The 25125-nt window shown below is 55.7% G+C and carries 27 protein-coding genes; 15 read left to right on the top strand and 12 right to left on the bottom strand.

Annotated features, from left to right (window positions below; genetic code table 11):
• Positions 1–3 precede the first annotated feature (3 nt).
• Together J2X72_RS19825 and J2X72_RS19820 are read right to left on the bottom strand one after the other, a co-directional pair.
• Positions 4–1062 (bottom strand): D-TA family PLP-dependent enzyme, encoded by a 1059-nt coding sequence (locus tag J2X72_RS19825; protein WP_310074775.1) that lies wholly within the window; start codon positions 1060–1062, stop codon positions 4–6.
• A 1-nt stretch (position 1063) separates the two neighbouring features.
• A complete protein-coding gene (locus J2X72_RS19820; protein WP_310074773.1) occupies positions 1064–1849 on the bottom strand; it encodes an SDR family oxidoreductase in 786 nt (261 codons plus the stop codon).
• Positions 1850–2057: 208 nt separating this feature from the next.
• On the opposite strand from J2X72_RS19820, the gene J2X72_RS19815 reads away from it, so the two are divergent.
• The 13 genes from J2X72_RS19815 to J2X72_RS19755 all read left to right on the top strand — a co-directional run bounded on the left by J2X72_RS19815 (position 2058) and on the right by J2X72_RS19755 (position 14021).
• Complete coding sequence (locus J2X72_RS19815; protein WP_310074771.1) at positions 2058–2423, top strand: RidA family protein; 366 nt, start codon at positions 2058–2060, stop codon at positions 2421–2423.
• 10 nt (positions 2424–2433) lie between these two features.
• The gene (locus tag J2X72_RS19810) at positions 2434–3903 is read left to right on the top strand and encodes a M81 family metallopeptidase (RefSeq protein ID WP_310074770.1); all 1470 of its coding nucleotides are present in this window, start codon (positions 2434–2436) and stop codon (positions 3901–3903) included.
• A gap of 356 nt (positions 3904–4259) precedes the next feature.
• A complete protein-coding gene (locus J2X72_RS19805) occupies positions 4260–4853 on the top strand; it encodes a TetR family transcriptional regulator C-terminal domain-containing protein (protein ID WP_310074769.1) in 594 nt (197 codons plus the stop codon).
• An 11-nt stretch (positions 4854–4864) separates the two neighbouring features.
• The gene (locus tag J2X72_RS19800) at positions 4865–5119 is read left to right on the top strand and encodes a DUF1127 domain-containing protein (RefSeq protein WP_310074767.1); all 255 of its coding nucleotides are present in this window, start codon (positions 4865–4867) and stop codon (positions 5117–5119) included.
• Between the two features lie 182 nt (positions 5120–5301).
• Positions 5302–6090 (top strand): FadR/GntR family transcriptional regulator, encoded by a 789-nt coding sequence (locus J2X72_RS19795; RefSeq protein ID WP_405044746.1) that lies wholly within the window; start codon positions 5302–5304, stop codon positions 6088–6090.
• A complete protein-coding gene (locus J2X72_RS19790) occupies positions 6087–7274 on the top strand; it encodes a PLP-dependent transferase (protein ID WP_310074765.1) in 1188 nt (395 codons plus the stop codon). Before J2X72_RS19795 ends, J2X72_RS19790 begins: the two co-directional genes overlap by 4 nt.
• A 34-nt stretch (positions 7275–7308) precedes the next feature.
• Positions 7309–8580 (top strand): sugar ABC transporter substrate-binding protein, encoded by a 1272-nt coding sequence (locus J2X72_RS19785; protein ID WP_210003596.1) that lies wholly within the window; start codon positions 7309–7311, stop codon positions 8578–8580.
• A gap of 110 nt (positions 8581–8690) precedes the next feature.
• Positions 8691–9620 carry a sugar ABC transporter permease gene (locus tag J2X72_RS19780; protein WP_310074763.1) on the top strand — a complete coding sequence of 310 codons (930 nt, stop codon included), beginning with the start codon at positions 8691–8693 and terminating at the stop codon, positions 9618–9620.
• Positions 9617–10465: a carbohydrate ABC transporter permease gene (locus tag J2X72_RS19775; protein ID WP_210003463.1), complete on the top strand. Its 849-nt coding sequence runs from the start codon at positions 9617–9619 to the stop codon at positions 10463–10465. The genes J2X72_RS19780 and J2X72_RS19775 overlap by 4 nt, the downstream gene beginning before the upstream one ends.
• Positions 10466–10472: 7 nt before the next feature.
• On the top strand, positions 10473–11540 hold the full coding sequence (locus tag J2X72_RS19770; RefSeq protein WP_210003462.1) for an ABC transporter ATP-binding protein: 1068 nt from the start codon (positions 10473–10475) through the stop codon (positions 11538–11540).
• Between the two features lie 178 nt (positions 11541–11718).
• Positions 11719–12489, top strand: a complete 771-nt coding sequence (locus J2X72_RS19765) for an amino acid ABC transporter substrate-binding protein (protein ID WP_310074761.1) — start codon at positions 11719–11721, stop codon at positions 12487–12489.
• An 81-nt stretch (positions 12490–12570) separates the two neighbouring features.
• Complete coding sequence (locus J2X72_RS19760; RefSeq protein WP_210003460.1) at positions 12571–13251, top strand: amino acid ABC transporter permease; 681 nt, start codon at positions 12571–12573, stop codon at positions 13249–13251.
• Positions 13251–14021, top strand: coding sequence for an amino acid ABC transporter ATP-binding protein (locus J2X72_RS19755; RefSeq protein WP_310074988.1), 771 nt, complete (start codon positions 13251–13253; stop codon positions 14019–14021). Before J2X72_RS19760 ends, J2X72_RS19755 begins: the two co-directional genes overlap by 1 nt.
• Before the next feature lie 48 nt (positions 14022–14069).
• Here J2X72_RS19755 and J2X72_RS19750 read toward each other — a convergent pair whose 3' ends face one another.
• The 5 genes from J2X72_RS19750 to J2X72_RS19730 form a co-directional block, all read right to left on the bottom strand.
• Complete coding sequence (locus J2X72_RS19750) at positions 14070–15605, bottom strand: hypothetical protein (protein WP_310074759.1); 1536 nt, start codon at positions 15603–15605, stop codon at positions 14070–14072.
• Positions 15574–16029 (bottom strand): GtrA family protein, encoded by a 456-nt coding sequence (locus tag J2X72_RS19745; RefSeq protein WP_310074757.1) that lies wholly within the window; start codon positions 16027–16029, stop codon positions 15574–15576. Before J2X72_RS19745 ends, J2X72_RS19750 begins: the two co-directional genes overlap by 32 nt.
• A complete protein-coding gene (locus J2X72_RS19740; protein WP_310074755.1) occupies positions 16001–16702 on the bottom strand; it encodes a class I SAM-dependent methyltransferase in 702 nt (233 codons plus the stop codon). Before J2X72_RS19740 ends, J2X72_RS19745 begins: the two co-directional genes overlap by 29 nt.
• Positions 16689–17723 (bottom strand): glycosyltransferase, encoded by a 1035-nt coding sequence (locus tag J2X72_RS19735; protein ID WP_310074753.1) that lies wholly within the window; start codon positions 17721–17723, stop codon positions 16689–16691. The genes J2X72_RS19740 and J2X72_RS19735 overlap by 14 nt, the downstream gene beginning before the upstream one ends.
• Before the next feature lie 260 nt (positions 17724–17983).
• Positions 17984–18163: a Flp family type IVb pilin gene (locus J2X72_RS19730; RefSeq protein WP_112531618.1), complete on the bottom strand. Its 180-nt coding sequence runs from the start codon at positions 18161–18163 to the stop codon at positions 17984–17986.
• Positions 18164–18547: 384 nt separating this feature from the next.
• Between J2X72_RS19730 and J2X72_RS19725 the strand changes: the two genes are divergently transcribed.
• Complete coding sequence (locus J2X72_RS19725) at positions 18548–18703, top strand: Flp family type IVb pilin (protein ID WP_310074750.1); 156 nt, start codon at positions 18548–18550, stop codon at positions 18701–18703.
• Between the two features lies 1 nt (position 18704).
• Here J2X72_RS19725 and J2X72_RS19720 read toward each other — a convergent pair whose 3' ends face one another.
• The 3 genes from J2X72_RS19720 to nikR all read right to left on the bottom strand — a co-directional run bounded on the left by J2X72_RS19720 (position 18705) and on the right by nikR (position 21041).
• On the bottom strand, positions 18705–19388 hold the full coding sequence (locus tag J2X72_RS19720) for a class II aldolase/adducin family protein (protein ID WP_310074748.1): 684 nt from the start codon (positions 19386–19388) through the stop codon (positions 18705–18707).
• Positions 19389–19430: 42 nt separating this feature from the next.
• Positions 19431–20468 (bottom strand): ABC transporter substrate-binding protein, encoded by a 1038-nt coding sequence (locus J2X72_RS19715; RefSeq protein WP_310074746.1) that lies wholly within the window; start codon positions 20466–20468, stop codon positions 19431–19433.
• 153 nt (positions 20469–20621) lie between these two features.
• A complete protein-coding gene (nikR, locus tag J2X72_RS19710; RefSeq protein WP_210003453.1) occupies positions 20622–21041 on the bottom strand; it encodes a nickel-responsive transcriptional regulator NikR in 420 nt (139 codons plus the stop codon).
• Positions 21042–21189: 148 nt separating this feature from the next.
• Here nikR and J2X72_RS19705 point away from each other — a divergent pair, with 148 nt between their 5' ends.
• Positions 21190–22242, top strand: coding sequence for a HoxN/HupN/NixA family nickel/cobalt transporter (locus J2X72_RS19705; protein WP_112531442.1), 1053 nt, complete (start codon positions 21190–21192; stop codon positions 22240–22242).
• Positions 22243–22250: 8 nt separating this feature from the next.
• Here the strand turns inward: J2X72_RS19705 and J2X72_RS19700 are convergent, their stop codons facing one another.
• Positions 22251–23771, bottom strand: a complete 1521-nt coding sequence (locus tag J2X72_RS19700) for an ethanolamine ammonia-lyase reactivating factor EutA (protein WP_310074745.1) — start codon at positions 23769–23771, stop codon at positions 22251–22253.
• Positions 23772–23784: 13 nt separating this feature from the next.
• Complete coding sequence (locus J2X72_RS19695; RefSeq protein ID WP_310074744.1) at positions 23785–25023, bottom strand: cupin domain-containing protein; 1239 nt, start codon at positions 25021–25023, stop codon at positions 23785–23787.
• Positions 25024–25125 lie beyond the last annotated feature (102 nt).

Raw genomic sequence — 25125 nt, 5'->3', positions numbered from 1 at the left:
CTCTTAATCGACGCGGCCCCGTGCGGCGACCGGTGCAATCTCAACCACTTCGTTGCCGGTAATCAGCATGACCTCATCGAATAGATTCGAGACGACGCAAACGTGATTGGGAATGATACGAAGCCGATCTCCGATCTCCGGCTTTTCCTCACAGGCTGACAAATCGATCGCGCCATGTTCCTCGCTAAGCGAGGTAATCACTGCGTCCGGATAGCCAACAATATACCCGAACCCGTCCATGCCAAATGTGTCGCTGGTAAGGGCTTTAGAACCGGCATCGATGATTGCCCGATTTGCCGTCGGGCGGCTGACCACTGTTGTGAGTACTGTGAGCGCGCAATCATCCCATGTGCCGACCCCTTTCGCGACTTGAAAGCGGTCCATATAGATATACGTACCAGGCCGATGTTCTGTAGCGCTCGTGACTTCATGTGCTCGCCACATATCCGGAGAACCACCATTGGAAATGATGCGCGGGTCAAGTCCAGCAGCGATGGCCTTTTCCTTGGCGGCAGACAGGAAAGCCTCGTTTTGGACAAGGGCGCCGGTCTTTGGATAAGTCATGAAGCCTCCGAAACGAAGGCCCCCGGCGCCATCGATCAATTTTGCCAGCGCAACAGCTTCGTCGGGCGATTGTACACCGCAACGTCCCATGCCGGTGTCGCATTCCACCAGTACGGTGAGTGGCTTTGCCGCGTCGTTGAACGCTTCGGAAAGACCGTGGATGGTAACGTCACTGTCAGCGGTGACAGCAAGTGTGACACGTTCATTCAAGGCTACCAACCTGTCGAGTTTAGCTTTGCCAATGATGTTGTAGGGCAGAAAAATATCGGTCAATCCTGCATCGGCCATGACTTCGGCCTCACCAAGTTTCTGGCAGGTTATGCCGACCGCACCCAACTCGACCTGCCGCTTGGCAAAACGAGGCAGTTTATGCGTCTTGATGTGTGGACGGACCACCAATTTGTGTTTGTCAGCATAGGCTTGGAAGCGCTGCATGTTCGCTTCGGCGCGATCGACATCAATGAGGACGGCCGGCGTATCGATTTCGGACAGTTTCATTTCAATCTCCAAGCACGTCGTTGATGAAACGCAGATTTCCGGCGGTTAGTCCGCCGTCGACGTTAAGGGTAGCACCTGTGATACCCGATGCGGCATTTGAGCTGAGGAATACTGCTGCCTGCACCACTTCCGCCGGTGTTACCATTCGCCCAAGCGGATAGTGCGGCAGAACTTTTGCCAGTAGCTCGGGCTGCGTTTGCAGCCGGTGGTCCCATGCCGGTGTTCTTACGGAACCTGGACAGACTGCATTGGCTCGTATGCCAAAGCGCCCATGCTCGACAGCAAGCGCTTTCATATAGGAGATCAATCCCGCCTTGGCCGCCGAATACGCCGGATTGCCGTAGTGACCGAGCGCATTGACCGAGGAGATAAATACAATATTGCCGCTACCTCGCTTGCTCATGCCCTCGGCGATGGGAGCCGTGACGTGGAAAACGCCGTTCAGATTGGTAGCGATCTCTCGCTCCCACACGTCGCCATCGACCTGATCGAGCATTTCGCCGCGCGTGAAACCGGCATTGTTGATCAGTACATCCGGAACGCCCCGGTCCGCAATGAAATCATCGATCGCTTTGGATGTGGCCGCTTTGTCATTGAGATCGAAAATTAGACGGTTTGCCAGAGGAAGGCTTTCAATCAGACCTCGTTGCTGATCGGCGCCGGACACAATAGCGCCCAAGCCATTGTAAGCTTCGACAAGTGTCTGCCCGATACCCCCACCGGCGCCAGTAATGAGCACGCGTTTGCCTTCGAGGCCAGGTTCACCATGCGATGTTGGAGAATTCATGCACGCATCCAATTGATTTTTTGCTCATTAATGACTCCAGATGGAAAAAAGCAATATCGAGTTTCACCATTGTAACCAGGACAACGACCCGCGTCCTTTCGTTTGCGGGCAGGTGCTATACCGTGGATTGGCACTATGGTATGGCCAAGACTGCGCCGTATTTCGAGTCTGGCTACGGCGAGCTGCAGACAGGATAGGATGAGCGACCATGACCAAACAACATTTCGGCCATGCACATGTGCCGTTGTCGCCGGCGGTGCGCGCCGGGGATTTCATCTATATTTCAGGGCAGGTACCGGTGGGCGACGACGGCGCCGTCGTTGTGGGCGGTATTGAAGCCCAGACACGACAGGTGATGGAGAACGTCAAATCCGCTTTGGCACTGGCGGGCGCAGACCTTTCCGATGTGGTCAAGACGTTCGTCATTCTCGAAGACGCCCGCGAATTCGGGGCATTCAACAAGATTTACGCCACATATTTTCCCGCGAATCCGCCTGCTCGCACCACTATCGAATCCCGGCTGATGATCGATATCAAGATCGAGATCGAAGCCATCGCTTATAAGCCTCTCTGAGAGCACATTCATGCGCATTTTTACCGCCTCGCTGGCGACGGAAACCAACACTTTCTCTCCCGTGCCAACAGATCGTGCCAGCTTTGAAATGGCGTTCTATGCTGGTCCGGGCGAGCATCCTGAGACGCCGACATTGTGCTCGGCGCCAATGGTGGTCTTACGGCGCAGGGCGTGGGAGGAAGGGTTCACCCTGATCGAAGGCACCGCGACCTGGGCCGAGCCCGGGGGATTGTTGCAGCGGCAGGCCTATGAGGGTCTGCGTGACGAAATCCTCGACCAGCTCAAGGCGGCGCTGCCCGTCGATGGGGTTATTCTTGGCTTGCACGGTGCCATGGTGGCGCAGGGCTATGATGATTGCGAGGGCGATCTTCTCGAGCAAATTCGCGATCTCGTGGGGCCGGATGTCCTTATCGCATCTGAGCTCGATCCGCACAGCCACCTCACGAAGAAGCGCGTTGACAATGCAAATATACTTGCCGCCTTCCTGGAGTTTCCGCACACGGATTTCTACGAACGCGGCGAGCATGTAGTCGACCTTGCCCTTCGAGCGCTACGCGGCGAGATCAAGCCGGTCATTTCTACCTTCGATTGCCGTATGATCGGCGTTTATCCGACCAGCCGCGAGCCGATGCGTTCTTATGTCGATCGTCTGAATGCCCTGCAGGGCCGGGATCGTGTGCTGTCAGTCTCGCTCATTCACGGCTTTATGGCTGGAGATGTCCCCGAGCTTGGCACGCAGCTTTTGGTTGTCACCGACAATGAGCCGGCAAAGGGTGCGGCGCTCGCGAAGAAGTTGGGAATGGAGCTGTTCGCGATGCGCGGAACGACGGCAATGCCGATGCTCGACACGGAAGCAGGTCTGAACGAGGCTGTTGCATTCGTTGCACAGAAGTCTGGCAAGCCGGTGGTCATTGCCGATGTCTGGGATAATCCAGGTGGAGGTGTTGCCGGAGATGGAACGCTAATCCTGCGAAGAATCATCGAACGCGGTATTGGCGGCGTCGCAGTGGCGACGATCTGGGATCCGATCGCAGTGAACTTCTGTCTGGCTGCAGGGGAGGGGGCGCATATCCAGTTGCGTTTTGGTGGCAAGGCCGGGCCGGATGGCGGAGCTCCAATCGACGCGCGTGTCGAAGTGCTCAAGGCAGTGCGCGAAGGCTGGCAGAGTTTCGGTAAGAGCCGGGTTACGCTTGGACCTGCAGCGGTGATTCGTCTCGGGGGAACTGATATCGAGATCATCCTCAACACCAACCGCACGCAAACCTTTGAGCCCGACATTTTCTCCAATCTCGGCATCGATCCCGGCTCGAAGGACATTCTGCTCGTCAAGTCGACGAATCATTTTCACGCGGGTTTCGAGCCTGTGGCCGCGGAAATTATCTATATCGATGCGGGCGCCCCCTATCCCTCCAATCCGAGAAAGACCGACTACCGCAAACTTTCGCGTGAAATCTGGCCACGGGTGGAAATGCCGTTCTGAATTGTCAATCAACCGGGGTGATCTACCTTGCCACGCCCTCCGCTCCGCTTGGGAGGTCTCGGCACCGGGAACCCGCCCGTCATAGTACCGGCGGAGGATCCCTTGGACTCCCGGACAGCGGGTCCGTTACCGCGATGGGGCAGCGCCGATTCATTCCCTCTTCGAACGGCATCGGAAGCAATTTTTCGTGGAGAGGCTGGGAACAGGGTAAGCGATGTCTCAAGGGTATGCATAAATAGCCACCATCATTCTTTGGAACGATTGTTCGTGCGCTGTCGCCAGCCAATACAACGCCGTTTGTCCATATCCGTAGTGTCGGCTTGCATTTGCTAGACGACTGGTCTATTATTACAACTATGAGTAAATCGGATACACGAGCAGTTTTGATCGACGAGGGGATGAAGGCGCTTCTTTCCCACGGTTACGAAGGGGCGGGGATCGGCCCGATCCTCAAGTCGGCGGGCGTGCCGAAGGGGTCGTTCTATCACTTCTTCACAAGCAAGGAAGAGTTCGCTTCCGCGGTACTTGCTTCCTATTGTAACAACAACCAGAAGGTGCGAACGCAACTTCTGCTGGACGACAAGACGCGATCGCCGCTGCGGCGTCTACGCGATTATTTCGAATATTATGAAAAGGAATACGGCTCAGGCGACCCTACCTGTGGTTGCCTTTTGGGCAATCTATCCCAATCCATTGCGGCACATAGTGAAGTGCTGCAGCGTGAGTTACATCGCTCATTTACCGCTTGGCAGAGCGATTTCAGGGCCGTACTGCGCGAAGCGCGTGATGCCGGGGAGTTGCCCGCGTACCTTGATCCGGATGAAACCGCAGCCTTTTTGATCGACGCCTATGAGGGCGCGCTGGTCAGGATGAAGGCGGAGGGAAGCATCAAACCCCTCCAACGGTTCAGAACCATGACGCTTGACGTCCTGCTAGCACAGAAATCATAGGAGCTATTATTATGACTTATTCAGAGACGACTGGTCTACTAGAAATCTACCGCAATCGGCAAGGCCGGAGCTTTTCTGCCAGAGAAGTTGGCACGCCACCCGATCTATTGGCGCGCTTGCTTGGCCGTGTTCGCAAGGTCTTTTCTTCTGGCCTAGACGCCGAACCGGTGGGTGACCCGCTGACAAAGTTGAGTGATCGCATGCTTCAGGATATCGGGCTGACACGAGCCGAGGCAATTGAACTTGATAAGAGGCGGCAAGCGTAAAATCCGGCCGCAGGCGCTGTGGTGTTCGCAAAGTTGACGTCCGTCCCAATTAGCCGAGGCCATCTTTTACGGCAATGAGGGTCCTGCGAATGCAAGGAAGAACTGCCATGCGGATCTCTAGGGACCTGCAACCAGAGTAATTTCGAAAAGACCCCGGGAGCATTTGACTCCTCCCTCCATTCATGCTGAATTGGCACAATGGTCCAACCAATTCAGGTGGTGCTTCGGTGATCAGTCCGATCCTTTCTCCGGTTCACACCGCATCTCGCGATGACGCGGTGTTGCATGCGCTGGTGGATTTCGTGACGGGAGAGGGATTGAAGCCGGGAGACCGTTTGCCGACCGAGCGTCTGCTTGCTGAACACCTGAGAGTTAGCCGTACGACCGTGCGTGAGGCGCTGACGCGCTGGCAGGAGCTCGGCCTTGTCGAGAGACGCCAGGGTAGTGGCACCTATCTGAAGGCTGCCGTTACGCGCACTATGCTGCATATGCCGCTGACGCTGCCCTCCGGCAATGATTTCAATAGTCTGATGCACACACTGGAAATTCGCCGCGGTCTCGAGGCAGAAGCCGCCGTTCTTTGTGCGGAGCGCGCCACCCATGCCGATATTGCCCTGATAGAGCAGAAGCTCATCATCATGGAAGAGGCGTTTCACGTGCGCCACGGCATGTCTGCGGATGAAGACTGGGACTTTCATCTTGCTGTGTTCCGCACCTCGGGAAATCCGCTGTTCGAACAGATCATTGCAGCCATGTACGAGATGTTTCACCGGTTCTGGGAGCATCCGCTGGGCGTGCGGGATTTTGGCCACGCGAGCTTCCCCTACCATCGGACCCTTTTCAATGCGATCGCCGCGCGCGATCCGACTGCCGCGCGCGGCGAGGCATTGAAGCTGATTGCCACCGTCGAAGACGATCTCAAGCGCGGGGCGGCAAACCTGAAAAAGCAGAACAAGAAGAGCCAAGCATGAGCGACAACCCGTATTTTCACGATCAGGACATGATGGCGCAGGCTGCAACATTGCTTGCGCATGACGAGCCTTTCCCAGGCGGTTCCGTCGTTCCTCCGATCTACCAGACGTCGCTTTTCACCTTCGATAATTATGCTGCGATGGCCGATGCATTCGCGGGACGCAAGCGCCAGCCGATGTATTCACGCGGCGACAATCCGACGGTCATGGAGTTTGAGGCGAAGATCGCTGCACTTGAGGGGGCGGAGGCTGCACGTGCTTTTTCGAGCGGCATGGGTGCCATCAGCGCCATGGTGCTGGCCTTTGTCGGCGCAGGCGATCGTATCGTTGCCGTGCGCAACTGCTATGGCGATGCTTACCGCCTGTTTGAACGGCTTCTGCCGCATCTTGGCATCAAGGTGGATTATGTGGACGGCTCCGATCCCGACGCGGTAGCGGCCGCTTTGCCGGGCGCAAAGATGCTCTACCTCGAAAGCCCGAGCTCAATGATGTTCGAGCTGCAGGACATCGCGCATTATGCGAAGCTTGCCAAGCAGCACGGCGCTGTGACCACAATCGACAATTCCTGGGCGACGCCGTTGTTCCAGCAGCCCATTGCCCACGGCATCGACCTGGTCATGCATTCTGCTTCGAAATATCTCGGTGGGCATAGTGACACTGTTGCCGGTGTCGTCGCGGGATCGCGCGAAATGATCGAGCGGATCAATGGCCGCACCTATTCTTACCTCGGCGCCAAACTGTCGCCGTTTGAAGCATGGCTGCTGTTGCGCGGCCTGCGCACGCTGACCCTCCGCTTGCCGCATCACATGAAAAGCGGACTGACCATCGCCGAACGCCTCAAGGACCACGGCGATGTCGAGCGCGTGATGCATCCGGTCTATTCCAATCATCCGGGTAAAGCGACGCTCACCGGCTATTCGGGCCTGTTTTCCTTCGAAGTTACGGAGGAGATCGATGTGCCCACCTTTGTCGATGCGCTGAAACTGTTCCGCATCGGCGTCAGCTGGGGCGGTCACGAAAGTCTCGTTGTACCGGCACTGGCCTCGCTGCAGCAGACGCCCGACGCAAATTCGATCGGGCGCTTCGGTGTCAGCCCCCGGACGATCCGCCTTCACGTGGGACTCGAAAGTGTAGAGGAGCTTTGGGCGGACCTCGTGAACGCACTGACAAAAGCCAAACGCTGAACTTAAAAATGGGAGCTTTATAATGCAAAAACGAATGGGAACATTTCTCGCGGGCGCTATTGCCGTCCTGTCGATGACCGTTTCGGCGGCTTTCGCCGACACGACCATCAAGATGGTGGAGGTGATCACCAGTCCGCCGCGCACGGAACTGCTCAAGAAGCAGATCGCCAGTTTCGAACAGGCCAATCCCGGTACCAAGGTCGAGCTTGTCTCGCTACCCTGGGGACAGGCTTTCGAGAAATTCCTGACCATGGTGCAGGCAGGCGACACGCCAGACATCGTCGAGATGCCAGAGCGCTGGATGGGTCTCTATGCAACCAATGGCCAGCTTGAGGACCTCGGGCCGTATATGGCCAAGTGGAAGGACGCCGGAACACTCGGCGACCGGGCAAAGCAGTTCGGCTCGGTGGTCGACAACAAGCAATATATGATCCCTTATGGCTATTATATTCGGGCCATGTTCTGGAACAAGAAGCTCTTCGCCGAAGCCGGTTTGAAAGAAGCGCCGAAGACTCTCGACGAGTTCATGGAAGCCAACAAGAAAATCTCGGCGATCCAGGGCAAGTATGGCTATTGCCTTCGCGGCGGTCCCGGCGGCTTCAACGGCGTGCAGATGTTCATGAACATCGCCAATGGCAAGGGCGGCTATTTCAATGCAGATGGCACTGCGACCTTGAACGAGCCGGGCGCAGTCAAGGGTCTCGAGATGCTGGCCGATATCTACAAAAACGGTTATGCGCCGAAGGACAGTGTCAGCTGGGGTTTCAACGAGGTCGTGACCGGATTTTATTCCGGCACCTGCGCCATGCTTGATCAGGATCCGGATGCGTTGATTGGCATTGCCGAGAAAATGAAAGCTGAAGACTTTGGCGTTGCGCCGCTGCCGACCGGACCGAACGGCAAATCCTATCCGACGTTGGGCTATGCCGGCTGGGCGATGTTTGCCAATTCTAAGGTCAAGGACGACGCCTTTAAGCTGATGGGCACATTATTGTCACCGGAAGACAATCTCGAATTCGCCAAGAATGTCGGTGTTATCCCTATCCACAACGGCGCCGACAAGGATCCATATTTTGGCGCTGACAGCTTCAAGGGCTGGTTCGAAGAAATGAATGACCCGAAGACATTCGAGTTCGTCACCCCTCCGACCTATCTCGAGAACCTCGGCAATTTCTACGACTCGGTTTCAGTCAAGAATTTCCAGGAAGTGCTGCTGGGCCAAAAGACCCCGAAAGCCGTCGCCGACGAGTGGGCTGCGTTCCTCACCGAACAGCAGCAGGCCTGGATGGCCAAGAACAAGAAATAACAGGCAGCGATATCGTGCTCCGGTGCCTATGTGCCGGAGCATGTTCTTTTTGCGCGGACCGTTATGTGCCGGGTGAGCGTAAGGGAGCCGACTAATGAGGGCCGATAGACATGGTGATGCAATCGACAACGGCGGGGCTGCCGCACAACAGGGAAAAGGCTGGCAAGCGTGGCTTTGCCACGGCCTTCGAACCATGGCTTTATTTGAGTCCTGCCATGGTTTTGCTCATGCTGGTGCTGGTGGTACCGCTGATTTTCGGCATCAGCTATTCCTTCCGTAAATTCTCGGCTTTCAAATCCGAATATGTCGGACTCGCGCAATATCAGGCCTTGCTGCACGATCCCAATCTCGGACAGGCGCTGATGAATACCCTGTGGTGGACAGTCGCCAGCCTGTTTTTTCAATTCTTTCTTGGCCTAGGACTTGCTCTGCTTCTCGACAGGGAATTCGCAGGCAAGAAAATCGTGCAGGCGCTCGTCTTTCTCCCCTGGGCCGTGCCGTCCTTTCTTTCGGGCCTGACATGGGCATGGCTGTTCAACCCTATCGTCGGACCTTTGCCGCACTGGCTCTACGCCCTCGGCATCCAGTCTGCCCCAACCAACATTCTCTCCAATCCCGCCACCGCGATGTGGGGACCTATCATCGCCAATGTCTGGTTCGGCGTGCCTTTCTTCGCGATCACGCTGCTAGCGGCACTCAAATCCATCCCGGGAGAACTTCATGAGGCAGCGGCGATCGACGGCGCCAATCCATGGCAACGCTTCACCAGGGTTACGCTCCCGTTCCTCGCACCGACCATTGCGATCACCGTGATGCTTCGGACGATCTGGATCGCGACATTTGCCGACCTGATCTACGTGATGACCGAGGGCGGTCCCGCCGGCGCTACCAACACGGTCGCCACCTATATCTATGTCAGCGCATTCAAAACGCTCGACAAGGGCTATGCCTCCGCCGTTGCGGTGCTGCTGCTGGTGCTCCTCATACTATACGCCATCGTTTTGATCCGCATCCGCAAGTCGCTTGTGGGGGCATCATGATCGCAGGACGCTCACGCAACGCCCGTATTCTCGGTGGAATCGGTCTCTACACCGCAGTCGGTGCCTACGTCATTTTTGCACTGTTTCCACTGTTCTGGACACTGAAGATTTCGGTGACGCCGCAGTCACTGCTCTATTCAGAGGGCATTACCTTGTGGCCTTCCATCTCGACATGGGAGAACTACAAGACCGTGTTGCGCGCCACGGACTTCCCGCGTTATTTCATGAACAGCGTGATTGTTTCGGTGGTGACGGCCGTCCTTGTCACAGTGGTCGCTTCGGCGGCGGGCTATGCCATGTCCCGGTTTTCCTTCCGGGGCAAAACCACTGTCGCGGTAACGCTGCTTTTAACGCAGACCTTTCCGTTGGTCATGGTGATTCCGCCGATCTATCGCATCATGGGTCAGCTCGGGCTTACCAATAGCCTGACCGGCCTCATCATCATCTACATCGCTTTCAACATCGCCTTTGCGACCTTCCTGATGCAATCGTTTTTTGACGGCATTCCGAAGGACCTGGAAGAGGCGGCCATGATCGATGGTTGCAGCCGGTCACAGGCTCTACGCAAAGTCATCATCCCGCTGACATTGCCGGGCATGGGCGCGACCCTCGGCTTCGTCTTCACTGCCGCGTGGAGCGAGCTTTTGTTCGCGTTGATGCTCATCAGCAGCGACAGCCAGAAAACCTTCGCCGTCGGCCTTTTGACCTTCATCGGCAAATTTGCGGTGGACTGGGGCCAGATGATGGCAGCTTCGGTGCTGGCCCTCATTCCCGCATGCCTGTTCTTCGCCTTCCTGCAACGCTACCTCGTCACCGGTCTGACCGCTGGCGCAGTCAAGGGATAACAAATCGATGGCTTCCGTCACAATCTCCAATGTCCAGAAAAACTATGGCGCCATGAATGTGCTTTCGGCAGTGGATCTCTCGATCGCCGATGGCGAATTTGTCGTCCTCGTCGGACCTTCGGGCTGTGGCAAGTCCACGCTTTTGCGGATGATCGCCGGGCTTGAGGAAATTTCGGCGGGGGAGATCAAAATCGGCGAACGCGTAGTCAATGACGTGGCACCAAAGGATCGGGATATCGCAATGGTGTTCCAATCCTATGCGCTTTACCCACATATGGATGTGGCTTCGAACATGGGCTTCAGCCTGCTGCTGCGCAAGACGGCAAAGGAACTCGTCATGAACCGCGTCGGCAGTGCAGCCAAACGTCTGGGACTTGACGTATTGCTGCAGCGCCTTCCCCGTCAGCTTTCCGGTGGCCAGCGCCAGCGCGTTGCCATGGGTCGTGCCATCGTGCGCGATCCGAAGGTGTTCCTGTTCGACGAGCCGCTGTCAAACCTCGATGCCAAGCTGCGCGTGCATATGCGGACGGAAATCAAGGCCCTGCATCAGCAACTGAAGACCACATCGGTCTACGTCACGCACGATCAGGTGGAGGCCATGACGATGGCCGATCGCATCGTCGTCATGCATGACGGCGTCATCCAGCAGGTTGGAACGCCACTCGAACTCTATGATCGTCCGGCCAACCTGTTTGTAGCCGGATTCATAGGTTCGCCGGGTATGAACTTTCTTCCCGCTGTTGTCAGCCGTGAGGGGAAGAAGGTCGCGGCAGAGCTCACCGACGGCCAGATGATCGCATTGCTCCCTGAACTCAAGGTGGAGGATGGCGACCGGGTGATCGTTGGTATACGCCCGGAAAATATCGAAGTGGGCGGTGAGGGGTTGCAGGCGAAGATCGAGGTGATAGAGCCACTCGGTCTCTCAACGCAGTTTTATACCAAACTCGCCGACAAGCAGGTCTGCATCTTCGCCATGGGCCGAACGGATCGTGGCCCTGGGGACGCAATCGGGCTTGGTGTCAAGGCGGCAGACGTGCATCTCTTCCACGGTGTGACGGGTTTGCGGATCGCATAGACGAAACCGGATAATTATGCGCAATCTCGGGCGGAATAAAATTCCTGCATTCAACCGAAATCTGGTATAAATTTTGCCGGTCTGCTCGTGGCAGCGGCGTCCAATGCCTATACAGCGCCACGGCAAAATGACACTTTCCGATCACGCCCAAAGCAGATCACAAACGGATGGAAACAAAATGAACTGGTTGAAATCACTTCTCGTCGTCAGTGCCCTCGCAATCGTGCCTGTCCAGGCACAGGCCGCGTCCAATCTTGAGCAGATCAAGGCGGCAGGCGTTCTCAAGATCGGCACGGAAGGTACCTACGCGCCGTTCACCTATCATGATGCCTCAGGCAAGCTCGTCGGCTTCGACGTCGAGATCGGCGAGGCGATCGCCAAGAATCTTGGCGTCAAGCCCGAGTTTCTCGAGGGCAAGTGGGATGGCCTGATCGCTGGTCTCGACGCCAACCGCTATGACACGGTTATCAATCAGGTCGGCATCACCGAGGCGCGGAAGGCAAAGTATGATTTCTCCGAGCCTTACATCGCTTCAAAGGCCGTATTGATCGTCAAGAGCGACAATGACGAGATCAAGAGCTTTGCTGATTTGAAGGGCAAGAAATCTGCGCAATCGCTCTCCAGCAATTTCGGCAAGATCGCCCAGGAGGCCGGTGCAGAGCTGGTTGGCACGGACGGTTTCGACCAGTCGATCCAGTTGGTCCTCAATGGCCGTGCCGACGCGACGATCAACGACAGTCTATCTTTCCTCGACTTCAAGAAACATAAGCCTGACGCCAATGTGAAGATTGCCGCGCAGCAGGAGAATGCCGATTTTTCCGGCATCATCATCCGCAAGGGTGAACCGGATCTGCTTGCTGCCATCAACAAGGCACTCGAGACGATCAAGGCGGACGGTACGTATCAGAAGATCGCCGATAAGTATTTCGGACAGGACGTTTCGAAGTAACAACCGTTTACGATCGGGATTATTTGCGCTCTAAGAGGGCAGGGGGTTCGCTCCCTGCCTTTATTGTTGGGGAGAACGATTTTGACACATTGGTTGTCACTGATGCTTGAATCGCTTCCGTCGCTATTGTGGGCGGGCTTGATTTTTACGATTCCGCTGACGTTGTTGTCTTTCGGCCTGGGACTGACTGTCGGTCTGATAGCTGCGCTTGTTCGGCTTTTCGCACCAACTCCGCTGGCTGCGATCGTCAAGTTCTACGTGTGGATCATTCGGGGCACGCCGCTGCTGGTGCAGCTGTTCCTGATATTCTACGGCTTGCCGAGCGTCGGTATTGTGCTTGACGCGTTCACCGCGGCGCTTATCGGCTTTACGCTGAATATCGGCGCCTATACGTCGGAGATCTTGCGCGCGGTTATATCTTCGGTGCCAAAGGGCCAGTGGGAGGCCGCTTACTCGATCGGCATGAATTGGCGCCAGGCAATGCAGCGGACTATTTTGCCCCAAGCAGCACGCGTGGCTGTTCCACCGCTGTCGAACACCTTTATTTCTCTCGTCAAAGACACGTCACTTGCGGCGGCCATCACCGTGCCGGAGCTCTTCCAAGCGGCGCAGCGCATTGTTGCTACCACGTATGAACCGCTCATTCTGTATGTTGAAGCGGCACTGATTTATCTCGCCTTGAGTTCGGTCCTCTCGTCGCTGCAAGCGCGGCTTGAGACGCGCCTCAATCGCTACGGTGGCTTCCTGGAGGCAGGGTCATGATGGTCGAACTAAAAAATATCGAGAAGCGGTTTGGGGACCACACAGTGCTTAATAATGTTTCCTTGAGCGTGGCCGAAGGCTCGGTCATGGCGCTGGTCGGCCCTTCCGGCGGTGGCAAGAGCACGCTTCTGCGCTGCATAAACCTTCTGGAGATACCGACATCTGGATCGGTTGAAATCGCTGGCGACCGGCTGGAGTTTCGGCCCGGCGTCCGAATGGGCATAAAGCAGATTCAATTGCTGCGCCGTCATACCGGGATGGTGTTTCAAAACTTCCAGCTGTTTCCGCATCGTACGGTTATCGAGAACGTCACGGAAGGGCTGACCACAGTCCTCAAATGGCCAAAGGACCGAGCGAGGGCGCGGGCAATGGCCTTGCTCGAGAAGGTTGGCCTCGCGCATAAAGCGGAGGTCTGGCCATCGACGCTCTCCGGCGGACAGCAGCAGCGTGTGGCGATTGCCCGGGCGCTGGCCCCTTCACCTAAAGTTCTTCTGTGTGATGAGCCGACGTCAGCGCTGGATCCTGAACTCTCAGGGGAGGTGGTCGATGTGCTTGCGCAATTGGCGCGAGAAGGTACGACCATGATCATGGCAACACACGATCTTCGATTGGCATCCAGGATTGCCAATGAGGTGATCGTGCTGGATGGTGGCGTGATCGTTGAAACGGGTTCCTCGAGGGATATCTTCACCACGCCGAAACAGGAGCGCACCAAACGCTTCATCGCTACCCTGACACATGAAGGCCACACGCACGGCGCGGGAATTTGAAGGTTGGATGGACCGCCATGTTATTGCGCGCGAATGACAGGGGGCTCGTCATTCCCGGATAAAGATGACGGCGTTTTCATCGGAATATGCACGTCGCCAACCGGTGAGTTCGTTGAAGAAAGGGATGCGGCTGTCGCCAGTTGCCAGCAAAGCCCAGCGGACTGCATAGGTCTTCATCTGCTCTTCTAAAATCGGTTTTCCACCACTGTTGCCCGCCGACATAGTTTTCTTCATGAAGCCATTCAGGAAGAGCTGATCGGTTCGGCCATCGATGAATGTCTTGATTCCATGGAAAATCAGCGTGCCGCCAAAATTGTAGGAATTTAAGACGTTCCCGGAGAGATTGTGCTGTTGCGCAAACGCGAGCGCCTCTTTCGCAGATGTCTTCGGGCTTGGTTCGACCCCTGAAACCGACGAGAATATTGCAGCCGCAGACACAATCAATATGCCGATAGCCGCTGAAATCGAGTGAAAATGCCCGGCAAGAAATTGCTCCAGGCGGTCGAGGTGCCCCTTGGCCCATTTGTGGGCCGAGACCCAGGAGAATTGTTCACTGATTTCTGCCGCGAGAACGAGCGGAACCAGCATGACAAACAGATAGGCAAAGCGCTGATGTGTGAGGAGAAGATGCAGATTGAAGAGGAGAAACAGTGCCTTCGGCCATCCGATTTGTACTCGTGAGACGAGCAACCCGAAAAGAGCTAATAGAAGGAACGCCTCCATAAGATAAGAATCGGAAGCGTTGAAGGGCTGCCATTCGTCGATATAGGCCACCGCCTCGTTGCCGTAGGCAACTGAAAAGGTCGCGAGGATGGCCTTGATACCGTAAGGGTTGAGCAAGGTCACCAGCGGGCAAAGTATCCCAAAGACAATCCATTTGCCAAGAACATTTGGCCTTGTCAGGCGTGTCCGCGCCAGAAAATCAAGACCCGCGAATGCCGCGATAATGAATCCGAATGTGAATGTTGCGTGCAGATTTGCCCAAAGGCATATGAGCGGCAGCAACCACAATGGTGGTGCTTGCTCCCTGCGTGAAGCCTGGAAAAGCTCGGCAGTCCAGATGATGATGATGGGAAGTGTGAAGACAAGTGGACGTGCTGTCAGGATCGGATTGATGAGGAGCGAGAGGAGGAATGTCAGGCCGAACGCAACCGTCGGTTTTAAGGAGGCGCTGAGATACCATGCCAGGAGGAAAACCGTCAACGTGATCATGGCGAGGGTCAATAATGTGACCCCGTTCCAGCCATTCAGTGAATAGGCAAGCGCAAACAATATCTGCCCAAGCCATTCTTTTGCTATCCAGGGACTGCCGGCAAAAGTATAGGAATAAGTGTCGACCGTGGGAAACGTGCCGCTTGACAGCATGTCCAAACCGACCCGCACGTGCCACCAATTATCAGGATCCTGCAAAAGCCCGCCCGCGGCGTAAATCAGAGTTGCCGCTTTGAAAATTGCAACAACGAAACAGAAGAGCAGCCTGACACGCTGGTTGTCGCCGATAGAGAAGCCTGAAACGGCTGGCGCCTGGGTGTTGTAGGTGTCGTCGACCATACTATCGGGGCTCTCTTCTTCCGTTGATTGCATGCCGACTGTTAATCGAAAATGGTGTGTTTTCTGCAAACACGAAATAGACCGATCCCAGATAGAAAAGGATTGTATAGACACAAATGCCCAGCAGATGAATCATTGGACCGTCTATCAGACCCATTGAACGCGCCGCCAGAACAATTCCAAGATTGACCGCATAGGCCACCAGAAACGTTGCAATGTATCTTGCGATGATGTTTGGCGACACATTTTGTTTGCTCCCGAAAGTCCACCGATTGTTCAGGCCAAAGCTCAAGACGAGACCGGCGGCGTAGCCGATCAAGTTCGACACGACGTCACCGTTCCCAAGCCAAAGGGCAAACAGAATGACAGTGTATCCGAACGCTGTGTTAAGGACGCCAACGGATGCGAAGCGCACGATTTGCAGATAGTCAAATGGACGATTTGACCGCGTGGACATAATACTGCGCTCCGATCGGAATTTTGGCGAAATAGCGCTCGAGAGACCGCAGCTTGGCCAGCAGACGCGGAAAAAAGATGCGGTAGACGATACGGGATCTGGACAGGCCGGCGTCAGCGATCTCCGCGCGCATATCTTTCGCCTTGATAAGAACTGCGTTCTCGTCGAACGGACAATTGCGCACAGCATGCAATGTGAGCGGGTTCCACGGATTGTGCTCGAAGAGAAAGAAGTTTCCGCCCGTTGTCAGAACCCTGCTGATTTCCTGGAGAAGGCCCAAATGGAGATCGCCAGGGATATGATGAAAAACGCATGCAACAAACACGAGGTCGAATTGTCCGTCATCATATGGGATCGTTTTGCCATCGAAATGCTGGAAGTGCGCCTGGCCGGGAAATCGCTTCTGGGCGATGTCGAGGGATTGCGAAGAGGGGTCGAGCAAGACGATTTCGCTGTCGGGAAACGCAGCCCTGAGATAGCCGAGCGAATTGCCCACGCCCCCGCCGAAATCGAGTATGCGCCGTGGTTTCACATCCGCGGCTGCGAGTGCGGCAGCAACGTCGTCAATCTTGTACTTGGCAAAGAAATCCGGAGTTTCACCGCTCAGACGAATGCTGGCGGCGTGTTGCTGGTGATATTCCGACGCGAACTGGTCAAATTCAGCCTCGAGCATGCACGACCTCCTTCACACGTTCCTGAAGCCGGTGAACGGGTAGATCCTGGCGAGCGCTAACCGCGTCGTAAGAGACGATCTCATTGACGAGGTAGAGAGGACGACGCTTCGTTTCCATGTACATCCGCCCGAGATACTCGCCAAAAATACCGAGCACGAGAAGCTGAACGCTGCCAAGTATGAGGACTATCGCCGCCAGACTGGTCCAGCCAGGCAAAACGTTCCCGGCAATCCAGGAACAGAAAGTGTAACCCAAGGCAAAAAGTCCAAGCATCCCGAAAATCATACCGAGGTGAGACGCGAAACGGAGCGGAGCGATGGAAAAGCTCGTCATTGCGTCCATCGCCAACAAGAGCATCTTCTTGAAAGGATAATGCGTGGTGCCTGCAAAGCGCCGGCACCTTTCATAGGGGAATGCGACCTGCTTCAAGCCAATCCAGCTCACCATCCCGCGAATGAAACGGTAGCGCTCCGGCATCGAATTCAGATGATTAAGTGTCCTGCGGTTCATCAGGCGAAAATCGCCGGTGTCGGGAGCAATATCCACGTCGACCATCTTACGCAACAACCGATAAAACATCGCCGCCGAAGCGAGTTTAAACCAGCTTTCTCCATCGCGTTTCAGGCGTTGGCCATAGACGACATCATAGCCCTCATCCATCCTGGCCATCATTTGGCCGACAAGCTCCGGAGGATCCTGCAGGTCTGCGTCGAGAATAAGAATTCTTTGGCCACGACAAATATCCAGGCCTGCGCTGAGCGCAATTTGATGGCCATAGTTGCGGGCAAGATCGACAGCGACGAGGTGAGGGTCTGTTGCGGCCAGACTGAATATCGCCTGGCGGGTGCCGTCTGTCGCACCATCGATGACGAGGACGATCTCGTAGGACTCGCCAACTTGTTGCTGACACGCCGAGGTTACGCGTCGATAGAGCTCATCGATGCCGTGCACTTCATTGTAGCAAGGGATGACGGCAGAGAGCGCAACGTTCTGTGGTTGATTGAACTTTGTCTTTGGCAACGACCTTACCCCAAATTTCACGATATTCAGACTGGTTCGGGTAGAGATTAAGTATCTGACTTCGGTGCCTGATTGCCCGCACCCAAAGGTCGTACGCCAGGGTTCTTGGCAACAGAAGGTTACCAGTCTAGCCGATCAAACGGTTTTCTGGATTGCCGCGAACATCGATGCTCGGGACAAGGCAAACTCGCGTAAACCCGGTTACAAAGATGCGGTTTTTGGTGGAGCTGCCCATGATCGGGCAGCTCCACCAAGTAAACTTAGTTAACTACAACACCGTTCATCTTGGTGCCGAGCTTGTTGAATACGCTGTTGAGGCCGTTGCCTAGCGTGCCTGCACCGGCAATGATACCGACGGAGATAAGGGCAGCAATCAGGCCATATTCGATGGCAGTTGCGCCGGATTCGTCTTTGAGGAAGCGTGCGAAGAGAGTGTTCATTTGATTGCCTATCCTGTTGTTGTGCATGGTTTCGTTGAACCGTCATCAACATAGATTTCCAGCAATTTCGGTTTCCCTAACATAGATGGTTACCGAAAAGTGACTGAATTTGTTGCTTAAATTAGTTTTACAGAAGTTGATTAAATTCGGTTAAATAATTAGGTACTTATAATTCCAACTATATCCGAGACGTTTGCTGCTCGTGGACATTCCAAAATATCAAATCAGTTCTGAATTGGATCGAAATATATTCATTTTATACAAGTTTTAGTTAAATTTGGCTGTTCGCGGAAAGTAAAAATTAACCAATAACGACAGTCTCTTTTGCCAAATTACTCAATGAGGAGGACGATTCAACGAGACTTTGAACAGGAGAGGCGAACAATGGCAAAGCTCTTCGCGCGCTTCCTCAAGGACGAAACCGGCGCAAGTGCCGTTGAATACGCACTGATTGTTGCCCTAATAGCAGTTGCGATCATCGGCGCTACAAGCAAGCTTGGCACCAGCATTAAAGATATGTTCGAGAAGCCCAGCCCGTAGGTCAGACAGGGCCCAATTTACCCGCGTGATAGTCCCAGACCTTTTGCAAAAGGTTGGGCTTCCAGAGATTGCCTGCGATCGTAGCGATCTGCTCGGGTGTCAGAACGGTTGGTTCGCCAAGGCTTTTTGCCAAATACTGCCTTTGCGCATTTTCCTCGAGATACACTGCGAGGACGAATGCTTCGACAATGCTGGCCGCTGCGATCACTGACCCATGCGATTTGAGCATTGCGATGCGATGTGCGCCAAGCGTCGTGGCAAGCGCTTCACCGAGTTTCTTCGTGTTGATCGATGCTATCTCGCCGAACTGCATGATCTCGCCGATCACAGCTGCCTGCATGATCACCGGCTCGACGGAATTGCCTGTCATGCTGAAAAGCGTTGACCACAGCGGGTGAGCGTGGATGACCGAACCCACATCCGCGCGGCGACGGTAAATCTCCGAGTGTATATGAAACTCCATCGGCGGCACTGCACCGCCGTCGACCGGCTTGCCATCGAAATCTGTCATCACGATATCGTCGATAGTGAGTGCCGAGCGGACCGATGCACCGGAATTGATCAGCATGCGATTTTCGCCAGGAACACGCCAACTGGCATGGCCGTTGAAATCTATGATTCCCGCGCGTTCGAGCATGAGGATCGCATCGACCAGCATGCGCTTCTGTTGAGTGTAATTGTCCATGTCCTGCCAGTTTTCCAAGCCAGATTGCGTCTGGGACCCGCGCTATTTTTTTGGTTGATACGGGCCCAGTTCCTTGACCGCTTCATCTGCGAACGACGCGTCAAGGATTTGGGCGACAGTTGCGCTTGCCGGTACGAGACCTTCGCTCTGGAAGTATTTGAGATCGTTTTCGAGACTGGCGGCGTTGAGCTTGCCGTCTGGATCAATGCCTTGCGGAACAATGGCGCGATAGACGGAAGCATCCTTGATCGGTGTATATTCGGTCAGTATCGAGATCACTTCGTCTGCGGCCGGGCCGGCCAGCTTGCCATTGGCAAGGGCATCATTGTAGTCACGAAGCGCATGGATATAGGCGCGCATGAATGCTTTTGCGGCATCTGGCTGTTCCCCGACGAACTCCGCCGAGTATAGGACCACCGCGAGCTGGTGATTGGGGTAAATCTCGTCATCACCCATAATACGAACGGCGACACCGCGGCGCACAGCTTCTGTTGCGGACGGTTCTGTCGTGAGAGCGGCATCGACAGCCTTGTTCTCGAGCGCGATGATGTGCTGGGGAAACGAGAGGAATACACGCTCGACATCGCTGGGTTTGAGCCCGGCCTTTTTCAACGCCTCGTTCATGGTCGATGTCGAGGCGCTGCCAGTGGCACTGCCCGCGACCTTCATGCCCTTGAGGTCGGCGAGCGACTTATACTTGCCGCTTTCCACGAGATCCTTGCGGACCAGAAGTGGCTGATAGCCGTAACCTGGTGGCGTCGAGCCCTTATCGGCGACAACCTTGATTCCGATCCCTCGTGCCACGGCGTTGTACAATCCCGCCGATACCGAGCCGCCGGCAACGTCGAGCTGGCCAGCTCCCAGCGGAGCAACCATCTTCGCGCCGGAATCGAAGGGCACGAACTCCGCCTCGATACCTTCTTCACGGAAGTAGCCTTTTTTGTCGGCGATGAAGAAAGCGATATCACTGCTCGCGTTGACGATACCGATTTTCACCTTGGTGAGTTCCGCTGCCATCGCACTCATAGCATTCAACGACAAGCAGGCAACAAACGCTGCTCCCAGCAAAAGTTTCTTCATGATGCACTCCCGATACCCGCGCAGCTGGTTGTTCCGCTATAAAGAACAACGTTCCTCTAAATGAGCTTAGCATTGTGAAGGACGATGTCAACCTGACGCGAGCGCGCAAGCATGCTCACCATCCTGCGTAAACACCTGGGTGATGTTTGCGGGTCAAAGCTGGGTTTTTGGCAATCCCGCCGGTACCAAATGCAGATGTCCGTATCTCACCGCACGTTCTGAAATGACATGTTCAGCAAAATGCTGAATCTGGTCCGGCGGTCCTTTGAGGACACCGATTTCGAGGCAGTTGTCGTGATCGAGATGAACATGCATGCTCGATACCGCAAGGGAATGATGATCGTGGAAGGTATTTGTCAACCGGCGGGCAAGGTCGCGTGCCCCATGGTCGAAGACATAGCTCAGAACACCGATCACCTGCGTCGCTGTCCCTGTTTCGATCGATGTCAACTTCATCCCGGCCCTCGCCAGGTCGCGGATGGCCTCGGAGCGATTTTGGTAGCCCTTTGCCGCGATCACCCTGTCAAGTTCCTCCATCAGATCGTCATCGAGGGTAATCGTTATTCTTTGCATCTTCGGCTCCAAGTTTTTTTAAACGGGCGAGTAAGATTTTTTCGCGTAGACATCATACTTTGCGATTTTCTATGGTTGCTTCCGATACAACGGCCCTCTGCGCATGTTTACCAGCACACGCGATACCTGGCCAGCGGAGGAGGCTTATATGATCCCCAATCCTTTCGACGATCAGCCGGCGCGGCTGAAGGCCAAGGTCATCGTGACCTATGTCATCCTGATCGCGGCCAACGTCGGCGCCTGGGCTTGGGCGTGGATTGCCTTTTCCGATCGCCCTTCATTGCTGGGGACTGCTCTTCTCGCCTACATGTTCGGTCTGCGCCATGCTTTCGACGCCGATCATATTGCCGCGATCGATAATGTCGTCCGCAAGTTGATGCAGGAGGGCAAGACGCCTTATTCGGTCGGCTTCTTCTTTTCGCTGGGGCACTCAAGCATCGTCGTCATCGCTTCCCTGATCATTGCCGCGACAGCCGCTGCGATGCAGAGCAATCTTGAATCGTTCCATGATGTCGGCGGTGTCATCGGCACATCTGTGTCGGCCGTGTTCCTCCTCGTTATCGGCCTGGCCAATCTTTTTATCCTGCGGGGTATCTGGTCAGCTTTCAGCCGCGCGCGGCGCGGCGAGAAAATTGTCGACGAGGACCTCGACGCACTGCTGTCAGGACGAGGACTCATCGCTCGCATCTTCCGGCCGATTTTCCGCGTGGTTTCGCGGTCCTGGCATATGTATCCGATCGGCTTCCTGTTCGGGTTGGGTTTCGACACCGCAACGGAAATCGGCCTGCTCGGAATTTCGGCAGCGCAAGCGACGCAGGGCATGTCATTCTGGACGATCCTCGTGTTTCCTGCGCTCTTCACAGCGGGCATGTCGCTCATGGACACGACCGATAGCGTCCTGATGACTGGTGCCTATGGTTGGGCGTCGATCAACCCCATGCGCAAGCTTTGGTACAATCTGACAATCACCGGAGCGTCTGTCATCGTCGCTGTCTTTATCGGCGGCGTGGAAGCTCTTGGTCTGATCAGCGACAAGCTCGGACTTCAAGGAGCGTTCTGGCAGTTCGTTGGAGGGCTGAACGATAATCTGGCCAATTTCGGTTATGCAGTCGTCGGTATATTCGTCATGAGCTGGATCGTTTCGGTCATCGTCTATCGTGCCAAAGGCTATGACAATCTGCACGTCGAAGTATCGGCGTGAAACTTTTCTCACGCCGGTTCGACTGGTTCGAGACCCTTCTGGCCAAGGCCCATATTGGGAAATACCAGTGACTTTATGACGACGGGCACAGCGCCGGACGTTTCGAGCATGGCGCCGATATCAATGAAATCGAACTCGTCGAGCTTGATGCCGTCGATCGAGATGATTGAATTGACGCCGTCCGCACTGACGAAATGCATCCCCACCAGTCCCCCGACGTCGCTGTCGCCGACGAGGATCAGGGGGTGACCTTTGGCAAGGATCTGTGACAAGCCCTCTCGTATCCCCCGACAGAAATCATCGAGGCGCCTGTAGCTTGCCGATCCCTGCCATTCGTAGCAAATGGCCACAGGGCTGTCGCCGTGGGTCAAATCGAGCCGTGCCAGTGCTTCCTTCACCATTAAGCCAACACGTTCGGCGTCGATATCATCATCGAATGCGAATGCGGGCTTTATGACGGGAACATTGCGAACGGGCAGGGCATCGAGTGGCCTGACGAAGATCGTACTGCCGCTAACCTGTACAGTATATTGCGAGGCGCCGACGACGGTCGCCCGGATACCCTGTTCGGGACGTTCAAGGCGCGGCCTCCAGTCGTCGAGCCGCTTGCGCAATTGCCGGGCCAGCAAGGGTCCGAGATCGCTGAACCCTGCATTGGTATCGGCATAGAGAAATTCCGAAACGCCGCCGGAAATCGTGACTATGTCCGGTGGTGGTCCCGCCGGCAGGGCAGGCAGGCGATGGAGACCAGCGGTTTCGCTGCGCATTGCGCCACCCTTCATTGCCTCGAACAGATGGTCGACCATGGACGCGGCAAGTTTTTCGGCATCACCCGGGGTGAGAACCGCGCCGAGCCGCAGCGCCACGTCCGCTCGTTTCGCAAAATATTTGCCGGCTTCTTCCAACCGCGTAACGCGCCGGTCTGCATCGAAGGCGACGACGCGGGCGCCAATGTCGATGGCGCTGATATGGCGAATGGCGCCGTTTTCGCACAGGGCGAGTTTTGACGTTCCTCCGCCGATGTCGACGTTGAGTACGCGCTGGCGCGTTCTGCCGGAAAGAGCGACCGCGCCAGAGCCGAACGCAGCCAGAGTGGTCTCCAGACCATCTCCCGCACTCACCACCACAAATTTGCCGGTCTGCGCCGAAAAAATCTCGCCAATGGCACGCGCATTGCTGCGCCTGACAGCGACGCCGGTGAGGATGAGCGCGCCCGTGTCGATATCCTCAGGCTTAAGGCCGGCGGCTTCATATTGCGCCTCGAAGAACGATGCGAGCGCGTCGGCGTCGATAGCATCATCGCTGCGGTAGGGCGTGAGCAAAACATCGGATTGGTGCAGCAGCGTCCGTTCTACAACCATGTAGCGTGTATCGAGCCGCTCCAGCACGATGCGGGAGAAGGCGAGGTGAGACGTTGATGATCCAATGTCGATACCGACACTGGTCAACTGTATCTCATCCTCGAGTTCCATGCTGCGGCCGATATTGGAGAAGAATATCCGGCCGCCTTCCTCTGGTTCCTCTGACATTGAATTCAGCTGCTCAGACGACGGTAGACATTTTCTTCGTCGTGTCATCCGGCTTGACGTACCATTCCGGCTTCATGCGGATCTCGACGCCATTGCGGTTCAGCTTCTCCTCGTATTCCTTGCGGATATAGGGGTCTTCCATCCAGTACGGAATAGCCGTGCCGCCTTCATTGACGTCGATGGCCGTATAGTCGGTGTGCTTTTCACCCGGCGCGCCGGGGTCGCGGCCAGGGTTATGCGGGCCGAACCACGCCATCAGGCGGAAAGGCTCCTTGGAAACACTGAAGTGCTGATGATACCAGCGCGCACCACCCGGGGCGGCAGACACCATGCCGAATGGACCATAATCAAGGCGCTTGATCTTGTCGGCATGGCCATCCTTCCACGGATTGACGCCGTATTCCTCGGGCCAGGTGTAGGTGTACCCTTCGCCTTTGAGGCAGATCAGAATTGCCGCCGACGTGTGCGCGTGGGCTTTGGAATAGCGGCCGTTCTCGTGCTGGCCGATCCAGTAGTAGAAAGTATTATTGGTCATGAACGGTTCGACGCGGCGGTAGCCTGGCGAGCGTCTGTTGTCGAGCGGCAGTTCGCAATTGACGGCGTCCGGCATGAAGTTGGTCCGCCGCATGGCGAGCCCCCGAACGGGGTCGGGCTCGATTTCCTCGCGATACTTGTAGAAGTCATCGGCTCCGGAAAAGCGGTCGCGGAAGACATATGGGTTGTTGAAAACCGCATCGGCATTCTGGATCTGGTTGAGGACATTGGGCGCGGTCGTGCCGCCAAGCAGAAGTGCCGGACTGTTGGTTGCGTTGACGATCCGGTGCATGGCGTTCATCGGTATCGAAAACATCGACCCTTCCTGCCATTCGAAGATGTGCTTGCGTCCTTCACCCTCGAGCCACACCTCGGTGGAGCCGCGTCCTTCGACGACGATGTAGATTTCCTCATACATGTGCTTTTCCGGATGAAGCGCGCCCGCCGCTGGCACCTCCACCAGATGGCAACCCCATTTGGTTTCTGTCCCAAGCAGCTGGATATAAGTGCCGCGTCCGCCGGTGCGCTTCCACGGTTTCAAGGGAAGGTTTTTGACACTTGATACGCCGAGGTCGCGAAAGACAGGAATGTCTTCTTCCACCATGAACTGGTCATAAGGGGTCGGCTGCTTCTTGAACTCACCGAAACCGGCTTTCTTCGTGCCGGCGGGTTCATGCCAGTGGGTGCCGGTGCCGCCGCCTAGTGGATCCTGGTGCATTGATTCCTCCTGTCGATGCATTTCCGCTGCGCCTGCAGGCACTCGCGGATATTATACTTGCTTCATAGCCTAACAGCCGCTCGGAGCGGCGGTAGTTTGATT

The organism is Phyllobacterium sp. 1468, from assembly GCF_031455525.1.
Taxonomy (GTDB): Bacteria; Pseudomonadota; Alphaproteobacteria; order Rhizobiales; family Rhizobiaceae; genus Phyllobacterium.
The sequence above is the reverse complement of the archived record's forward strand: the minus strand, read 5'-3'. Positions and strand labels throughout refer to the sequence as shown.